At 43.9% G+C, this 17,926-nt stretch carries 12 protein-coding genes; all 12 read right to left on the bottom strand.

Annotation, left to right across the window (positions count from 1 at the left end; translation table 11 throughout):
- Positions 1-21: 21 nt before the first annotated feature.
- The 12 genes from CDO84_RS02695 to pcrA all read right to left on the bottom strand — a co-directional run bounded on the left by CDO84_RS02695 (position 22) and on the right by pcrA (position 17,905).
- On the bottom strand, positions 22-1,164 hold the full coding sequence (locus CDO84_RS02695; protein ID WP_040083942.1) for an acyl-CoA dehydrogenase family protein: 1,143 nt from the start codon (positions 1,162-1,164) through the stop codon (positions 22-24).
- Positions 1,151-1,420: an acyl carrier protein gene (locus tag CDO84_RS02690; RefSeq protein ID WP_003240117.1), complete on the bottom strand. Its 270-nt coding sequence runs from the start codon at positions 1,418-1,420 to the stop codon at positions 1,151-1,153. Before CDO84_RS02690 ends, CDO84_RS02695 begins: the two co-directional genes overlap by 14 nt.
- A 25-nt stretch (positions 1,421-1,445) precedes the next feature.
- Positions 1,446-2,507, bottom strand: a complete 1,062-nt coding sequence (locus tag CDO84_RS02685; protein WP_040083943.1) for an HAD-IIIC family phosphatase — start codon at positions 2,505-2,507, stop codon at positions 1,446-1,448.
- A 15-nt stretch (positions 2,508-2,522) separates the two neighbouring features.
- Complete coding sequence (locus tag CDO84_RS02680) at positions 2,523-3,377, bottom strand: 3-hydroxyacyl-CoA dehydrogenase family protein (RefSeq protein ID WP_014663083.1); 855 nt, start codon at positions 3,375-3,377, stop codon at positions 2,523-2,525.
- A gap of 1 nt (position 3,378) precedes the next feature.
- Positions 3,379-4,080, bottom strand: coding sequence for a thioesterase II family protein (locus tag CDO84_RS02675; RefSeq protein WP_014663082.1), 702 nt, complete (start codon positions 4,078-4,080; stop codon positions 3,379-3,381).
- On the bottom strand, positions 4,077-5,060 hold the full coding sequence (locus CDO84_RS02670) for a cysteine peptidase family C39 domain-containing protein (protein ID WP_014663081.1): 984 nt from the start codon (positions 5,058-5,060) through the stop codon (positions 4,077-4,079). Before CDO84_RS02670 ends, CDO84_RS02675 begins: the two co-directional genes overlap by 4 nt.
- Positions 5,050-6,555 (bottom strand): serine hydrolase domain-containing protein, encoded by a 1,506-nt coding sequence (locus CDO84_RS02665; RefSeq protein ID WP_040083944.1) that lies wholly within the window; start codon positions 6,553-6,555, stop codon positions 5,050-5,052. Before CDO84_RS02665 ends, CDO84_RS02670 begins: the two co-directional genes overlap by 11 nt.
- Entirely contained in the window at positions 6,552-11,048 is a 4,497-nt protein-coding gene (locus CDO84_RS02660) for a non-ribosomal peptide synthetase (RefSeq protein WP_040083945.1), read from the bottom strand. The genes CDO84_RS02665 and CDO84_RS02660 overlap by 4 nt, the downstream gene beginning before the upstream one ends.
- A gap of 81 nt (positions 11,049-11,129) precedes the next feature.
- On the bottom strand, positions 11,130-12,323 hold the full coding sequence (locus CDO84_RS02655; RefSeq protein WP_014663078.1) for an MFS transporter: 1,194 nt from the start codon (positions 12,321-12,323) through the stop codon (positions 11,130-11,132).
- Positions 12,324-12,449: 126 nt separating this feature from the next.
- Complete coding sequence (locus CDO84_RS02650; protein ID WP_014663077.1) at positions 12,450-13,640, bottom strand: CamS family sex pheromone protein; 1,191 nt, start codon at positions 13,638-13,640, stop codon at positions 12,450-12,452.
- A gap of 15 nt (positions 13,641-13,655) precedes the next feature.
- Positions 13,656-15,662 carry an NAD-dependent DNA ligase LigA gene (ligA, locus tag CDO84_RS02645; RefSeq protein ID WP_040083946.1) on the bottom strand — a complete coding sequence of 669 codons (2,007 nt, stop codon included), beginning with the start codon at positions 15,660-15,662 and terminating at the stop codon, positions 13,656-13,658.
- A gap of 23 nt (positions 15,663-15,685) precedes the next feature.
- The gene (gene pcrA / locus CDO84_RS02640) at positions 15,686-17,905 is read right to left on the bottom strand and encodes a DNA helicase PcrA (protein ID WP_040083947.1); all 2,220 of its coding nucleotides are present in this window, start codon (positions 17,903-17,905) and stop codon (positions 15,686-15,688) included.
- Positions 17,906-17,926 lie beyond the last annotated feature (21 nt).

Genomic DNA, 17,926 nt, shown 5'->3' with positions numbered 1-17,926 from the left:
AGAATCCTCTCCATCCTCTGCCTATATATGTTTGACAAAATATCGTCTCAATCCATAATTCGCTATAACTTGCTGCTGAATTTGAGATGTTCCTTCAATGATCTCCAATACTTTGGCTTCTCTGTACAGGCGGGCTGCTGAATGATCTCTGCTGAAGCCGCTTCCTCCGTGGATTTGCACATTTGAATTGGTAATCTCAACAGCAACCTTTGAAGTGAAATATTTCGCGACAGACGTTTCCGTCACGGCCTCTGGATCTTGTTTCATCCGCATTTCGCCGGCTTTCATGCATAAGGCGCGGGCCGCATGCAGCTGTGTTACGGCATCACCGATCATTCCTTTAATCATTTGATGTTTGTAGAGCTTCTCTCCGAATTGGCTTCTCTTCCGTGAGTATGTGACTAAAGAATCGACGGCTTCCTGTGCAATCGCCAATCCGGCCCATGCCACACTGTATCTGCCATGATCCAAAGCCAAGTTAACGATGTAATTAAAACCGCCCCCGATTGGCCCTAATATTTGGTCATCAGAAACCTCGACGCCGTCAAACCCTATTTCCGCAAGATAAGAAGCTCTATTGGCCATCATGCCTTCCATTTTTTTTACCGTTACTCCGCTCTGGCGGCTGTCTACAATAAAGGCTGTAACCACTTCTCCATCCCGGGCTATAACCAGAAAAAAGTCAGCAATGGCGCCAAAGGAAATCCATTTTTTTCTGCCGTTGATGACATAGCTGCTTCCGTTTTTTACATACGATGTTTCAATGTGGTTTGCGTCTGAACCAATGTTTGGTTCAGACAATGCAAACGCTCCGATTTTCTCTCCTTTTCCGATAGGGACAAGCCATTCTTCTTTTTGGCGCTCTGTACCGTACCGCAGCAGAGATTCACCGACTAACGAATTTACAGTCAAAAGGGTTCGAATATTACAGCACGCTTTTCCTGCTTGTTCAGTAAACAAACCGTACTCGACAGGGTTCAATCCCAATCCGTGATAAACTTCCGGAATCCCCGCAGCAAAATAAGATTTGCTCCCTAACTCTTTTATTAATTCTGCCGGGATGCATTCCTTCTCATCAAACTCGCCTGCAAAAGGTCTGATTTTTTCATCGCAGTAACCCCGGAAATCTTGAATGATGTCGGCTTTCATCTCAGCTGTTTTCATTAGCAAGCGCTCCGTTCTGTTTCTTTTCAATTAGGCTGACGATTCGGTTTACTGTGCTGAAGTTGGCAATATCTAAATCTTCGTTATCAAGCTGAAACCCAAAGTTTTGCTCAAGAAATGTTACAAGCTTCATCGCAAATAAAGAATTTACAAATCCCATTTCAAAAATGTGATCATCATTGGTTAATTCGATTTCATCGTCAAAGACCACCAAATTTTGTTCAATATATTCTCTAATTTGTTCATGAAGATTCATCTATTTGCTCTCCCCGCTATTTAGATTAATTGCTGCTTCCCGCAACAGGTGATTGGCTGAATTCCGTTTTGACCTCTACATACGCAGGATATGGCTGAATCTGGCTCAGGTCATTTTCAAATAGAATGTAGCCGTCCGGGCCCTTCGTATGTTCTTTGAAATTGGCAAATTTATAGGTGATATACATGACTCTGTTGCGATCTGTTTGTTTAAAATCGGCAAACAGTTTTTTCCCTTTTTGTTTCGCTTCATTTAAAATAGCTGTCAGTAATATGGTACCGACACCGCGGGACATAACCCGGCATGACATTAAAAGAAGATTAATATGCCATTCATCTCCCTTTTCTTTTATTAAAGAGAGTCCGATCTTTCCATAAGAGCCGTACTTGTCCTCAAGTTCGCAGACTAGCAGCATATGAGAGTCTGATTCTCGGAAATAATTTAATTCCTGATAATCGTATGTTTTTCCGCTTGCATTCAGCTGATTTGTACGCACCGTAAGCTCTTCTGCCCGCTGCAAGTCGCTTTCTTGCGCATGGCTGATCGTAAACTTCATATTCAGAGTGGCAAGAAATTGTTCGGACGGTCCTTCAAACTGCTCTTCATCCTCTTTTCTGCGATCATCCTCCAGATACATCTGCCGGCGTCTTTTGGCATCCTCTGTTACGAATGCAGGCTTCAGCAACGGGTCGACGATTAGATCCTTATACCGAACGGCATCCCAGCACGAAATCTCCGGATGGGCATTTTTCACTTCTTCCCTTTCAAACGCTTGGTCGTCAATAAAGAGAAGCGTATCCTTATGAATATTGAGGTTTTTGCTGATTTTTTCCAAAGAGACCGATTTGGCATTCCAGCTGATTTCCGGATATAAAAAGAAATGGTCTATTCCAAATTCCTTTAATTTTTCCATAGCAGCAGCTTCGTCATTTCTGCTGGCGACAGACAGCAATATGCCGCGTTCATCAAGCTCAGTCAGAATCTCTTTGATATGTTCCTTCAGCTTTACATCATCTGATTCAAGCAGAATACCATCCCATAGCGTATGATCTAAGTCCCAGACAACACACTTAACTCCCTTTTTCAACGGCCTGCCCCTCCTTTAACTGTATTGAAAGAATCCTTGTCCTGACTTTCTCCCTAACTTTCCTGCGTCTACCATTTTCACGAGCAGCGGACACGGCCTGAACTTTGAATCTTTGTAGCTTTCATATAGAACCAGCAAGGAGTTAAGGATCGTATCGAGACCTATTAAATCCGCAGTCGCGAGCGGACCCATTTTATGCCCGAACCCGCCGCGGAAAATTTTATCCACATTGGCTGGTGTCGCCACTTGATCTTGTACCGTCCAAATGCTTTCATTAATGGTCAGCATTAACACACGATTTGACACAAAGCCAGGCAAATCATGAACGACGACAGGGTTTTTGTCGAAAGATTTCAAAAACTCGACGGTTGCATTGACAGTCTCGTCAGAGGTGGCATCGCCCCGTATCACCTCTACAAGTTCTTTCAGAGGAACAGGATTCATAAAATGTGCTCCGATTACCTTTTCCGGACGATGCATCAGTGAACCGACCTTCGTAATTGAGATGCAGCTTGTATTGACAAGGTAGACGGCATCCTCTCGGCAGATATCCTTTAACTGTAAATACACTTGTTTTTTGATCTCCCAATCTTCTGTTACGTTTTCAATGATGATATCAGCCGGCTCTACATTGTGCGGCTCAGTTGTGAATTGAATGTTATCAAGCACATCTTCCAATGACATGCTGAATTTTTCTTTCCGCATCAGTTGAACAAGCCTAAATGTCTTTTTAATGTTTTCCTCTGCGGCTTTCAGTTTTTCATCACTGATATCCAGCAAAATCACTTGATACCCATTCGCAGATAAATCAAGAGCCATATCGGCCCCCATGACGCCTCCTCCGATAACACCGGCAGTTCTGAAATCCATTTCATACCACTCCTGTCTGATTCAAAATATGATTGATTTTAGCTGTCACTTCTTCTGTCTTCTGATTAATGAAAAAATGATCTCCTTCAAATTCGTAAAATCTGCATGTCTGATCGGTGTACTGACTCCAATCAGATAAATCAAACAGCACTGACGGCAGATCACGTTTGCCGTAAAAAACTGAAATATCGCAGGATAATGGAGCAACTGCTGTATTCCTGTATGTTTCCAGCAACTCAAAGTCAGCTCTTAAAATAGGAAGGAAAAAGTCAAGCACCTGCTCATTTTTGCTGAATTCTTCCGGTACACCCCCCATCTCAATAATCGCTTGTTTTAAAGCGGAATTTGAAAGCTGATGAAGCACTTTCTTTTCCGGGATATGAGGCGGGAAACGCCCGGAAAAAAACATATGGATCGGCTGTTTATTTTCCATGGTTAATTTCCTTTGCAATTCGTATGCAAGCAGCGATCCCATGCTGTGCCCAAAAATGGCATAATCCGAATCACCCAAATGAGATTTTGCTTGCATAAACAGATCTTCCGTCACGGATTCTGCACGATTGAGCAATGGCTCAGACATTCTCGTTCCATGTCCCGGAAGCTCTAGGGCCACCAGTTCAACTGACGCATCAAGAAACCTTTTCCATCCGCTGAAGATGGTGCTCGAACCCCCGGCATACGGCAGACAGAATAATTTGATCATTTGACCCTCTCCTCTTTTCCTATATCCTTCAGGCATTCAATATGGGCTGCTTCAAGCTCCAGCACTTTTTTCAGTGAATCTTTGATCCGATCTTCATAACCAGAAGAAGATCCCCCCGAAAAATAAAGCTTAGCCGCAAGATGCCGCGCTGCTTCCCACTCATCAATAATGTCAGATGTCACAGCGGCAAGCTGTTGAAAATCCGGAAGAAATGCGAGGCGGTATTGCTCTGTTTTTTTCACATTTAAAATCCCATTAAATGAATGAAGGAGCTTTTCGCTGTCTCTTATGCTGTGAAATTGCTCAGTAAACCGGCTGAAGGACGCCAAACCGGATAACATCCGATCTACATGCCCGGTGATGTTATGAGCAAAGAAGGCAGCCGCATCCTTGAAAATGCTTTGCCCTGAGAGGTCCCTGCCCGGATCATAAGAAAAGGAGGCATATGAATGAAAAGCGGCAGGAGGCTGAAAATAACTGTGAAAGCCTTGATAGGCTTTGGCCAAATGCTGATATGAAATATTTCTGGCTTCATATGACAAGTTATCGGGATAACGGTTTTCAATGGCAAGAACAGACTGATCTACATCATGAAAGCCATAAATCAGTATGCTGTTCCGGTTATGCTTAGACATATATTCCTGTCTATAAGGCTGCGCATATGTATCCAACCAAATGATGACGGGTTTATGTTTAAGAACATCGCGTTTCACATCAGCTATGAGACTGCTGCTGACCGATTGCTTATCCGCGATGATTCCCTGCTGATTCATGACATACTCAGGATCATAAACTTCTGTCCGATCAACCATTGGATAACCGTCTTCATCCAATTGATACGAATACATGTCATTTAAAAGATAAGGATAGATTTCTTGCTGAAACGAGCGAACTACGGAAAAATAACAGTTAAAAAAACAGCTGCGATAAAATAGGTCGTTAAACGGCTGAATACCAAGGATGGATGTTTCACATTTCATGCGTCTCACTCCTTCTTGCGGCACGGTGATTGAAAAAACAAGCAGTTAAACCGAATAGACAGGAGGCAAGGAGCAGCAAACCATAAACCGCCGCCAAATAACGAAGAGATCCGGGCCCCCAAATAAATATCATGCTCCAAGGCAAGCCATTAAAGGCAAAGACTGAAATAAGCTTCGGCACCACTATTCCGGCTGCCAGCAACCCTCCCCAAAGCAGCGCCTTTATTCTTGTTCGCTGCTGAACGGGAACATTTTTCGATTTAACGTTTTTTAGAAAAATATAAACCCTCCACACCAGAACAATAAGCAATAAACTGAATAAAACCAGCAAGGCAGCTGCAGCTCTATCAATGACCTGAAACGGATCAGTGACAGAACCGTCCTGCTTTTGGTTTTGATCGGCAATCACTTGTAAAACAGAACGGGCAATTTTCTCAGGGTACGCGCTGTTCATATTGGCCAAAACCCCTACAGCCGCATTATCATCAGGGCTGATGATAATAAACGAAGAAAAGTTCGGGTTGGAGCCGGCATGGAACAATTCTTTGACTCTGCCCTTTTTTTCAAAAATTGACCATCCCGCACCGTAATACACGCCTGGCTCGTCCGTTTTTACGCTTTTATCAGGCAGGTGGCTTTGCTCAATCAAACGGCTTATATCACCGTCACTGTGATTCAGCTGAGATCGAAGCCATTTGGATACATCCTCTGCGTTCGTGATAATATATCCGGCAGGCGTGTTTCCCCGATACTCAGGCGCGTCATAGGCTCTCGCCTTTAAAAATCCAATTTTAAAACCTGATGATACATCACCGTCATCACCAGCGTGCCGCCCAGCATACGTGTTTGACATATCTAACTGCTTAAAAACGTGCTCAGCCATATATTGCTCGTACGGCTGGCCTGATGCCTGTTCAATGATATATCCCAGTACATCATAATTGATTGTGGCATATTCAAATGTGCTTCCCGGCTTATGACTAAGTTCAACTCCCTTTAGCCCCTTCGCCGTTTTTTCCAAAGCATCTTCCTTAGAATCAATCTTGATATCCGCTATTGATAAAAATGGAATTCCGCTTGTATGATGCAGCAGCTGATGAACTGTGATATCTGTTTTCTTTCCGTTGTAAACTGCATAGAATCCGCTGATATACCGGCTGACAGGGTCATTTAGACTGATTGCCCCCGAATGGACAAGCTTAAGTACCCCCAGTGCAGTAAATGCTTTAGAGGTTGAGCCCAACTCAAACAATGTCGAGGCGGTTACAGGGCGGCTATGCCTGTCGCCGGCATAACCAAACCCCTTTTCGTAAACCGCAGCATTTCCTTTTACCACTGTCACTGAGATCCCCGGTATTCCGCTTTCCTTCATTTGCTTTTCGATCAGAGCGTCAATGCGCTTATCAACTGACGTCTGAGCGCTTGCGTGTCCGCCGCTCCAGATTTGAACCGACAAGATACAAAGACAGAAAACCAGCCATACGTTTCTCATCATTTGAACAAGGAATCCAATTCTTCAATAGATAATGAGGCGGTTTCGAAATCTGATGGCGTATATTCGACAGACTCTTGTTTACAGCAATGTTCAGTCAGCTCTTCCAGCTGTACAGAAAATTCATCTAAAAGCTGTTCCATATCCTCTGTCTGATAAAGATTGCTGCAGATTAAATCCAACGTTAGCTGTCCGCCATAGATTCCCGCTGTCAAATCAAGACTGACCGTCAGATCATTTTCAGGCGATGACTCAGCGCCTGAATTTAAATAAGTCATGCGGTATTCTGATTTATCTGCTAAAAAACGGTCAACTTCTCCTAGATAATTAAAGCGCAGCTCAGGCTTCTTGTGATCCGGCATTCGTTTATTCAAATAGGTGAGAGCGCCGTAGCCAATCCCCTTATTGGGGATATTGCGCAGGTTTTCTTTCACTGAACGGATTTGCGCTGGCAGATCAGCCTCTGCCTGAAATACTGCGGGATACATTGCTGTAAACCACCCGAACGTCCTTGAAAAATCTAAGTCTTCCTTTAATGGCTCTCTTCCATGACCTTCTAACTCCAAAGAAATAACCTCTTTGCCTGTGCAATGATGGCAAGCCCGGATTAACGCAGTGATAATCAAATCATTTGTTTGGGTTTGATACGCCTCATTTGCTTCACTGAACAGTTTTTGGGTCATCTGGCTTGTCAAAACCCGTTTCAGTTTTATGCTATTTTCAACTTTGGAATTTTCCGAACAAATCCCATAGAGCGGCTCAATTTTTTTCACTTTTTCATTCCAATAACTGCATTCTTCCTCCGCTTCACGTGAATAAGCGTATTCATGGATCGAATGTGAAAATTCCTGATAAGAATGTGTCTTTAAAGGGAGTCTCTTCTCTTCCTTCTTATCTAATGAATCTAAAAGAGCAAGAAAATCATCAATCAGGATTTGCCATGATACACCGTCCGCGATTAAGTGGTGGGCTGTAAATAACAAATGCGTTTTTTCGTTTGCTTTGATCATGCTGGTTTTAAAAAGCACTCCATTGTATAAGTCCGTGCTTTTTCTCATTTCCTGCCCGATTACTGCTATTTGTTTGGTTTGCTCTTCCTCGGAAAAAGTAGACAGATCCCAGTATTCAATATAAGGTTCGATATCTGTATTGTGATAGACCAAGGCATTCGTCTCTTTTTCTACATTCATTCGCAAGCTGTCATGATGATTGATTAAAAGAGACAGAACCGTCTTAACGTCTTCAAGGTGAATCTCTTTTTCAGCAGTTAGCATTACCGATTGATGCCAGAAATGAGCGCATTTTAAATCCAAAGACCAGAACCATTGGGTAATCGGTGTGCCCATCACTCTGCCTTCAGCCTGCTGTTGAGGAATTGCAGGCGATTGTTTGCTGGTCACAGCACTGACAAGTTCTCTAAATACGGGATATGTCATAATATCCTGAGTCTTGATAAAAAGACCTTTTTCTTTCATTTTCGAAACGAATTGAATGGCTTTGATAGAATCTCCGCCAAGCTGATAAAAATGGTCCTCTGGGCAAATGTCTGTCTGGCCGAGAATCTCCTTCGCGGTTTCCAAAAGAACCGCCTCAGCTTCTTTCTGCTCTTCATTTAACAATCCGTAATCTGTCTGCTCTTGATAAAGTAAAGGATCAGGGAGCGCTTCTTTGTCTGTTTTTCCATTTTGCGTAAGCGGAATATGATCCATCTTGATAAAGTAGGCCGGGACCATAAAAACGGGCAGTTTGCCAGAAAGCTTTTTCCTAAGCTCCAGCACTGGCACAGGTGCAGAGCTCACTACATATGCCGCCAATTGCTTTCCGCCCTGTGAATCATCAAAATCAATGACAACCGCTTCTTCTATTTCCGCGAGAGAAAGCAGGGCTAATTCAATTTCTCCCAGTTCTATACGGTAGCCTCTTAATTTGATTTGATGGTCTTTACGCCCTGCATATTCAAGCAATCCACTATTCGTTCTTTTCGCCAGATCTCCTGTCTTATACATTTTTCTGCCCTTTATGAAAGGGTTATCCAGAAAACGCTCGGTTTGCAAATCCGGACGTTTCCAATATCCTCTGGCGACATTATCGCCTGATATATACATTTCGCCTTGAGTTCCCGGCAATACCGGCTGCAGCTGTTCATCTAATAAATAAATTTCTGTATTCTGCAGCGGAACCCCAATTGGAACCGAGGCTTGCTGATCCTGTTCTCGGTCATACTTGTGGATCATACACCCAACGGTCGCTTCTGTCGGCCCGTATTCATTAAAGATCTCGATGCGGCGATCTGATGCTTCTGTTATTTGGCGTGCTAAAGAAACAGACAGCTGCTCACCGCCAACAATCATTCTTTTAATAGAGGAATCTTTTAAGTTTGCATCTTTCAGCAACGCTAAATGCGCTGGTGTCAGCTTGATGACAGCTGTTTTCTTTTCTTTTACGATTTGATGAAGGATAAATTCCGGGATATCTTCTTGTCTGTAAATGACAATCTTATTTCCTGTCACTAATGGGGTGTAAATGGATGTAACGGTTAAATCGAAAGCTATGGATGAGTACAGCGCAAAGCTGTCCTCTTGGGAAGAAGTATAATTCTGAGAGGCTGATGTTATGTAGTTCACAAGGCTTTGATGTTCGATCATCACGCCTTTCGGCTGCCCTGTTGATCCAGAAGTGTAAATCATGTATGCGATGTCGGAAGGATCGTTCCTGATGTCTAACTGTCCCGTATCTAAATCGTTAAACATTGTGCAGTCAATACTGATTTTTTTTACGTGCCTTGGCAAACGGCAGTCTATTTTAAAAAGAGGGTCTGTAATCAAAAACGCCGCTTCACTATTTTCTAAAATATACTTGATTCGTTCCGCGGGATATTCGGGGTCGATCGGCACATAAGCGCCGCCTGCTTTTAAAATGCCCAGTAAAACAGCAATCAACTCCGGTGAGTGTTTCATGCTCACGGCAACAAAATCACCGCGGCTTATTCCTTTATGTATTAGGCAGCGGGCAAGTTGGTTGGAGCGTTCATCCAGTTCCTGATAAGTAACATGTCTGCCCCCATCCTCTATCGCTGTCCGAAACGGATGCTGTGAGGCTGTTGCTTGAATTAATTGATTGATTGTCTGTTCTTTCGAATAGTCGGCCTGCGTCTGATTCCACTTAAATATCTCGTCCCTTTTTTCTTGTTCAGTTAATATAGACAAATGTCTGAATTGAATATCTGGGTCCTCGATAAGCAATAAAATCAGGCGGAGTAAACGGTCTTTCAATTGCTGAATTTGCGTTTCGCTGTAATCCGCTACCTTGTAGTCGAACTGCAATTCGATTGCCCCGCCTTCGTCCCATTCTTTAACTGCAATTTGAAGGGAATAAGGCTGTGATCCGTTATATAATTCATCATATTCGACATGGCATCCATCTATATCAGAAGCAAGGTCGGTGTTGTATGAATTGATATACATTTGGAAGAGCTGGTCATATCCCTGTTTTGCCAGCTGTAATTCCTTTATCAGTTCGTCATAGGGGTACCGTTGGTGGAGAAAGTATTTCATATAGTCTGAATTGACTTCTTGTAAAAAATCTGAGAAACGCTGGTCAAGGTCTGTTTTCTTTCTGAACGGCATCGTACTGACAGTCATCCCCGCCGTGCTTTTTTCCTTCTTTCCAGACCTGTTTAGCACCGGCGTGCCGATTATCAAATCAGTCTCTCCCGTTGCTTTGCTTACATACCAAAACAGCGATGCGGTAAACAATGCGTTTAACGAGGAGCCTTGCTTTTGAATAAATTCATAAACAGCAGCAGAATGTTCTTTGTCTAGTTTAAATCGTTTGCGTTTACCAGCAATGTTCGCTGAACTTTTTGACAAGAAGCTGTCCGGCAAATGAGAAAATTCTTCTTTCCAAAATGCGGCATCTTTTTGATATCGTGGCGAAGAAAGGTATTTTTTCTCTTTTTCTATGAGAATTGAATAGTCATCAGCGGCTTCTTCAGGCAGTTCTCCTTTTGCCAGAAGCATGTACAGATCCTTAATCTTATCAATGATGATTTTCATAGACCAGCCGTCAGCAACAATGTGATGGCATTTTATTAAATACCCGCATGTTGCTTCATCTGTTTGAAAAACATAAAATTGAACAAGCGCGCCATCAAACAAAGAGAAAGGGATTTTAAATTCCCGTTCGGCCCAATCTAGCATTCTTTCATATGGATGGTCGGTTGAAGTAAAATCGACTGATGGCACATGGGCCTGCACTTTTTCGTCTATGTATTGAAGAACTGATCCTTCCTGCTTTACGAGCCGTATTCTGAGGGATTCTGTCTGTCTGATGCAATGCTGAATGGCTTTTTTTAATGTCTCAAGATGAAGTTTTCCATTGATTTGGATAAGGCCACCAATATGATTAATAGCTGTTTCGGGGTATAAATTTTCGATATTTAAAACTCTTTTTTGATGATGAGAAAGAGGAAATAAATTCAAGTTACCACTCAACATTTCCACCTCTTTACAAATAGTATTTTACATCACCAATTTAATCACATAACAAATAATTTGTAAATATTTATAAAAGATTGTCTATATTTGTTCATTTTTTAGTTTTAAAGATAAAAGCGCTGAAACGGTAAAAATAATAAAATTTAAGAAAAATACATATTGGACACCCAGCCAATCAGTAAGACTGCTCATAATTAAGATCGATGCACCGTATACAAATGTACTTATTGTATGCTGAGCCGACAGTATTTTCGGAAGCAAAGTTTCATTTATGCTCTCCTGCACATAGGTTCTGATCGCAATTCCCCGGAGCTGAAATGACGGTCCTAAAATAAAGACAAAAAGCAGCGATGCCAACGCATACTTATTAAGCGCAAGGCATAGTGTGCAAGCGCCGATGGCAAGTGATGTCCATAAAATCATCGAGAACAGTTTTCCATTCATTATTTTTGAAAGTTTCCAAACGATTAAACCGCCTGTAATGGTGCCGGCGAAATAGCTTGCGTTAATAAACCCCCACCATGTTTCGCTTTTATGCAGCACTTCATCGACATAAACAAGGATAATGGCTCCTGTCCAAATACTTCTGCCGAACATGGATAAAAGCTCAAGAACAGTCAGCATTCTGATAACAGGCATGCGATAAATTGCTTTCCACCCGGAAGAAATTTTATCCATAAAGGACTCGGTTTCTTCCTTTTCTGCATCTCCTTTTCCCGCATCCTTGACAAAAAATAAAGAGACTGTAGAGGTGCCATAAAGGGCAAAAGTCAACAATAGCAGCAATTGCGGCCCGAGCCATTTGATCAAAATACCGCCGAGCATCCATCCAAGCAGGAGCACGATTTGGTCAGAGGTCAGCACCAAGCTGTTTGCTTTCAACAACATGGATTTTGGAACAAAGCGGGGAATCATTGAATTTCTGACTGGAATCGTTCCTCCGTCTAACAGCGACATTAAAAATACGATAAAGAAAAAAATAAAAATAGATTTAAAATCTATCATAAATATAAGAAGCAACAAAGATAACAGAATGGTTTGCGTTAACTGTAAAAAAATCAAAATGTGCTTTAGTCTGTATTTATGAATGAAAACAGGTATAAATACTGCGCTTAATGATTGACCCACGAACTGCATCATGGCTACCAGCGATGCCAAGAAGGCCGAGTCTGTAACTTGATACGTAAATAGAGTCAGTACCAGCACGTATAAAGAATCTCCTAAATTGGCAATTGACTGGCCCGCCCATATAAAATAAAAGGATTTATTTTTCATAATTTCAACCCTTTTCTATTTTTAGAACATCATAACATAAATAAACACCCTCTCCAATGCTACTTAGCCTTCAAAAAAAAACGCAAAAAACCCCTGCGCCGCAGCGGCACAAGGGGTCATCCAATATTAGTCATAAATGTGAACAGTCGGCTCTTTATCTCCGGCATTGCGGATAATGACCGCTTCTTGTCCATCTGAGGACGTGATATTGACTTCGACATCAATTGAGCCTTTAGAGTAGTAGTCCATCACTTCACCCGTTAGGAACTGGGTAAACGCGACAACTTCACTTTTTCCGTAGAATTGCATTGGTATGTCAATCTTTATTTTCTTCATTTCATCATTATCATACAGCGCTGTACCGACAACGCCTGTATAGTTCGGGAAATATTCTTCAATTGAATTTTTGAACCGCTTAAAGACCTCGGTGTCATCCGGGTACTTTTCTGCTGTGGTTGTATCCGCTGGATAGAATACGTATTTTTCATTGATGTCATCCCAATTTGAGATATCAGTAGAGCCTGCTTTGACCTCTGTTTTGGCGATGAAGTTCCCCGGCACAATCGATGTTTTCGACGCCTGCTTGTAGAGTGCGACTGTAATTGGCACATTCTTCAAGTTATCTTTTTTACGGAGGCGGTTAATAACCTCCTGTGCGATTTTTTCTCCCTGCTGGCGGAGCGTGCTGTCCTTAATCTCCACTTCTTTTTGCGGGTCGCCCGTTTTTTCACGATAGTAATACACTGAGTTTAACGCCAGTCCGATCATGACGCCGCCAAGCTGGATAGAATTCTTGTCTTTTCTGACTAAATAATCGTGCTCAAGCATGGATGCTAAATAAATCGGGCTGCTTTCGTTCTTTTCTTCTGTTGAACCAGAACTCGGGAGCGCCGGGTTCAAGCCTTCATTTTTGAAGTTCTTATCTTCTTTTTCGGCTTTTTTCAAATCAGAGCCCGTTTTTTTCCGGGCCAGCCAGCTTAATACTGTATCCTCATCTAAATATTGTCCTTCCTGGAACAGATAATCGTCAGTCGAGAAAGAATCTTGGGCAAGACGCATCAGCCCTGTTTCAAACTCGTCAATGTCCAGTCTCGTGTTCAGCTGTTCCGTTGTTAAGCCGCGCGCTTTGCCTGCCTTAAACGGCAGCACCATTTTGTAATAGGAGTCAGAGATATTATATTTCGGGACAATCGCTTTTTCTGACGATTTCGCCGTCTTTTGCGTAATCTCTTCCTCCTTCTCCCCCCCAAAACCTGACGAGCAGGCAGACAGCATTAATACTGCCGCCGTTGCCGCCAATGCCAACGTCTTTTTCAATAGAAAACACTCCTCTTATTTCTTTAGCTCTTCCATTAACTGTTCTTCATTCCACACTTCAATGTTCAGCTCTTGTGCTTTTGTCAGCTTGCTTCCCGCCGCTTCTCCGGCGATGACCAAGTCTGTGTTTTTGCTGACGCTTCCCGTCAGTTTTCCGCCCAGCGCTTCGATTTGCGCTTTGGCTTCGTTTCTTGACAGTTCTTCCAGCTTTCCTGTCAGAACAATTGTTTTACCGGCAAAGTAAGAATCACTGTCCTCTGCCTTTACTTTTTTCGGGCCTTTGTAAAGCGTGTTTACGCCCAGCTCCTGAAGTTCATTCAAGAGTTCAAGCATTTCTTCTTTATGAAAATAGGTGATGACCGCGTCAGCCATTTTTTCACCGATTTCATCAACCGCGAGAAGTTCGTCTTTAGAGGCTTTTTTCAGGTTCTCCAAGCTTTCAAACTGCATGGCGAGCGTCTTTGCAGCCTTTGATCCGATAAAGCGGATGCCAAGCCCAAACAGCAGGCGCTCTAACGAATTTTCTTTTGATTTTTGGATGGAGCTGATCAGGTTTTCAGTGGACTTTTCACCCATGCGTTCGAGCTGGATGACTTGTTCCTTCGTCAGCTTATATAAATCTGCCACATTGCGGACAAGGTTTTCCTCAAACAGCTGTGTGATCACTCGTTCGCCGAGCCCGTCAATGTTCATGGCATTGCGGGAAACAAAATGGATCAGCCCTTCCCGGATTTGCGCCGGACATTCAGGGTTAATGCAGCGAAGTGCTACTTCTCCTTCGATTCGGACAAGTTCGCTCCCGCATTCAGGACATTCCGTCGGCATGCTGAATTCCTTTTCTTCTCCTGTGCGCTGTTCAACAAGGACGTTCACGACTTCCGGAATGATATCGCCCGCTTTTTTGATGACGACCTTATCCAAAATCCGAATGTCCTTCTCTTTAATTAAATCTTCGTTATGAAGGGATGCTCTTGAGACCGTTGTGCCGGCAACTTTTACCGGCTCAAGAATCGCGGTCGGCGTGATCACACCCGTTCTGCCGACATTTAATTCGATATCGAGAAGCTTCGTCACGACCTCTTCAGCAGGAAACTTATACGCGATGGCCCAGCGCGGGCTTTTCGCCGTAAAACCGAGCTCCTCCTGCTGATCGAGAGAATCGACTTTAATGACAATGCCGTCTATTTCGTACGGCAGGTCAGCGCGCTTCGCTTGAAGCTCATCGATCAGCGTAATGACTTCTTCTATGTCGCCGCATTTTTTTCGTTCCTGATTCGTTTTAAATCCGAGTTCGTCGAGAAAATCAAGCCCTTGGCTTTGCGTCTCCACACCCATCTCGTCAAGCTCCGCTATACTGTAGACGAAGATATCGAGGTTTCGTTTCGCTGCAATTTTCGGATCGAGCTGTCTAAGTGATCCTGCCGCGGCATTTCGCGGATTAGCGAACGGTTCTTCTTCATTTTTAATTCGTTCCTCATTGAGTGCTTCAAACGAACGCTTCGGCATATACGCCTCGCCGCGCACTTCGATCGACAGCTCACGGTTCATTTTGAGGGGGATATTGCGAATCGTCTTCAGATTCTCCGTAATATCCTCTCCCGTCGTTCCGTCACCTCGTGTGGCTCCTCTGACAAAATAGCCGTCTTCATAACGGAGAGAAACAGCAAGACCGTCTATTTTCAGCTCCACATTATACGCCACATCGTCGCCGACGGCTTGGCGCACACGGCGGTCGAAATCACGGAGATCATCAGCATTAAAGGCATTGCCCAGACTGAGCATCGGTGTGCCGTGGGTGACCTTTTGAAACGCTTCAAGCACGGCTCCGCCGACGCGCTGCGTAGGAGAGTCAGGCGTTCTGAGGTCTGGATGCTCCTCCTCGATCGCAATCAGCTCCTGCATCAATCTGTCGTATTCGGCATCAGGGACGCTCGGTTCATCTAGGGTGTAATATTCATAGCTATACTTGTTGATGGTGCGGCGCAGTTCGTCTGCCCGCTGCTTGGCTGTTTCTTTGTCCATCTGCTTCTTCCTTTCCTCTTCAATTACTGCTTTTCAATAGGAGCAAATGCTGCTAACAGGCGTTTCACGCCGACAGGACTCGGGAAGGCAATATCGAGCTCCGTCCCTTCTCCTTCGCCTTTCACACTGACGACAGTTCCTGTTCCCCATTTTTTATGGCCCGCCTTATCTCCGACTGCCCAGTTCAAGGTGTCGCCGCCTGTTTTGCTGGCGTAGGATACCGGACGTGAAACAGGGCCGCGTCTCGGCTGCATTTTTCTCGCAGACGGCGCTCTCGTTTCTTTTTTCTCATTTAGGTTTTCCAATAAATCATCCGGTATTTCAGCAATAAAGCGAGATTCCGGATTCATATTCGTTCGGCCAAACAAGGTGCGCATTTTGGCGTTGGTCAGATAGAGCTCCTGCTCCGCCCTTGTAATCCCAACGTAAGCAAGGCGACGTTCTTCTTCCATTTCCGCTTCCTCCATTAATGAACGGCTGTGCGGGAAGACGCCTTCTTCAAGCCCCATCAAGAAAACAACCGGGAACTCCAGCCCTTTTGCGGCGTGCAGTGTCATCAAGGTGATTGCATCCTTGCCGCCTGACTCTTCCTCCTTCTGGTCGAGCTGATCGATATCTGCAATCAGCGCCAAGTCTGTCAGGAACGCAACGAGTGTCTTGTCCTCACTTTTCTGTTCAAAGTTTTTCGTAACAGACAGGAACTCGTCGATGTTTTCTAAACGGCTTTGGGCTTCGATCGATTTCTCAGCCTTCAGCATTTCTCTGTATTCGGTCTTATCAAGAATTTCTTCTGTCAGCTCTGTAATGGATAAGTAATCCTGCATATTGGTCAGGTTCTCAATCATCTGTCTGAAGCTGTCAAGCGCGTTGGCTGCTTTGGCACTGACGCCGATAAAATCAACCTGCTGAATCGCTTGGAAAAATGACAAACCGTTTATGGCCGCATACGAAGCGATTTTCTCAAGTGATGTCGCGCCAACTCCGCGCTTTGGCACATTGACAATGCGCGTGAAACTGATATCGTCATCCGGATTGGATACGAGGCGCAGGTACGCAAGAATGTCTTTAATTTCTTTTCTGTCATAGAACTTTGTGCCGCCGACAATGTTATAGTTCAAGCCCGCTTTGAGAAGCGTTTCCTCAATCACACGGGACTGCGCGTTTGTCCGGTATAAAATGGCAATATCCGACAGCTTCCGCTTGCCTGAACTGTGAAGCTGATGAATTTTGCCGGCCACAAACTGTCCTTCACCGAACTCATTATCACCGCGATAATAAGAAATCTTGATGCCTTCATCGTTTTCCGTCCACAAATTTTTCGGTTTGCGGTTAGAGTTATTTTTGATGACCTCGTTAGCCGCGCGCAAAATCCGTTTCGTTGAACGATAGTTTTGTTCTAGCAAAATCACGCTTGCATTCGGATAATCTTTTTCAAATGAAAGAATGTTGGTGATATCCGCGCCGCGCCATCTGTAGATCGACTGATCAGAGTCCCCGACAACGCAAAGGTTCTGGAAACGCTCGGCAAGCTGCTTAACGAGCATGTATTGCGCCCTGTTCGTATCCTGATACTCATCAACGTGGATGTACTGGAATTTGCGCTGATAAAATTCAAGCACTTCAGGCACTCTGTCAAACAGTTTAATCGTCGTCATAATTAAATCGTCGAAATCGAGCGACTGGTTTTTCAAAAGCTTCTTCTGATAATCAGCATATACGTCGCTGACCACCTGATCGTAGTAGCCGCCGGCAACCTTAGAGAATTCCTCCGGTTCGGTTAATTCGTTTTTCGCACTGCTGATCGTGCCAAGGATGCTTCTCGGGTCAAATTTCTTCGGATCAAGATTGCGCTCCTTCAAAATCCCCTTGATCACTGAAAGCTGGTCCGCCGTATCAAGGATGGAGAAATTTCGGTTAATCCCAATCCGGTCGATATCTCTGCGCAAGATCCGCACGCACATGCTGTGGAATGTGGAAATCCAGATATCGTCCGCGCCGGGCCCGAGGATGCTTTCCACACGTTCTTTCATTTCGCGTGCCGCTTTATTGGTAAATGTGATCGCCAGAATGTTCCACGGCGCCACATGTTTTTCTGCCATTAAATAAGCAATTCTGTGTGTCAGGACACGCGTCTTTCCGCTTCCCGCTCCCGCCATCAGCAAAAGAGGCCCGTCCGTTGTTTTGACTGCTTCCTGCTGAACGGGATTTAAACCGCTTAGTAATTGATTGCTAATATAATTCAAAATTTGTTCACCCGCCTATAC

This window comes from Bacillus sp. MD-5, assembly GCF_002201875.1.
GTDB lineage: Bacteria > Bacillota > Bacilli > Bacillales > Bacillaceae > Bacillus > Bacillus stercoris.
Note: the sequence above shows the minus strand (reverse complement) of the source record. Positions and strands in the feature narration are given on the sequence as shown.

Coding starts and splice junctions, on each gene's coding strand:
- CDO84_RS02680 (WP_014663083.1), bottom strand. CDS start 3,377: ATGGATTTCAGAACTGCCGGTGTTATCGGAGGAGGCGTCATGGGGGCC.
- CDO84_RS02675 (WP_014663082.1), bottom strand. CDS start 4,080: ATGATCAAATTATTCTGTCTGCCGTATGCCGGGGGTTCGAGCACCATC.
- CDO84_RS02695 (WP_040083942.1), bottom strand. CDS start 1,164: ATGAAAACAGCTGAGATGAAAGCCGACATCATTCAAGATTTCCGGGGT.
- CDO84_RS02660 (WP_040083945.1), bottom strand. CDS start 11,048: ATGTTGAGTGGTAACTTGAATTTATTTCCTCTTTCTCATCATCAAAAA.
- CDO84_RS02690 (WP_003240117.1), bottom strand. CDS start 1,420: ATGAATCTTCATGAACAAATTAGAGAATATATTGAACAAAATTTGGTG.
- CDO84_RS02655 (WP_014663078.1), bottom strand. CDS start 12,323: ATGAAAAATAAATCCTTTTATTTTATATGGGCGGGCCAGTCAATTGCC.
- ligA (WP_040083946.1), bottom strand. CDS start 15,662: ATGGACAAAGAAACAGCCAAGCAGCGGGCAGACGAACTGCGCCGCACC.
- CDO84_RS02665 (WP_040083944.1), bottom strand. CDS start 6,555: ATGATGAGAAACGTATGGCTGGTTTTCTGTCTTTGTATCTTGTCGGTT.
- CDO84_RS02670 (WP_014663081.1), bottom strand. CDS start 5,060: ATGAAATGTGAAACATCCATCCTTGGTATTCAGCCGTTTAACGACCTA.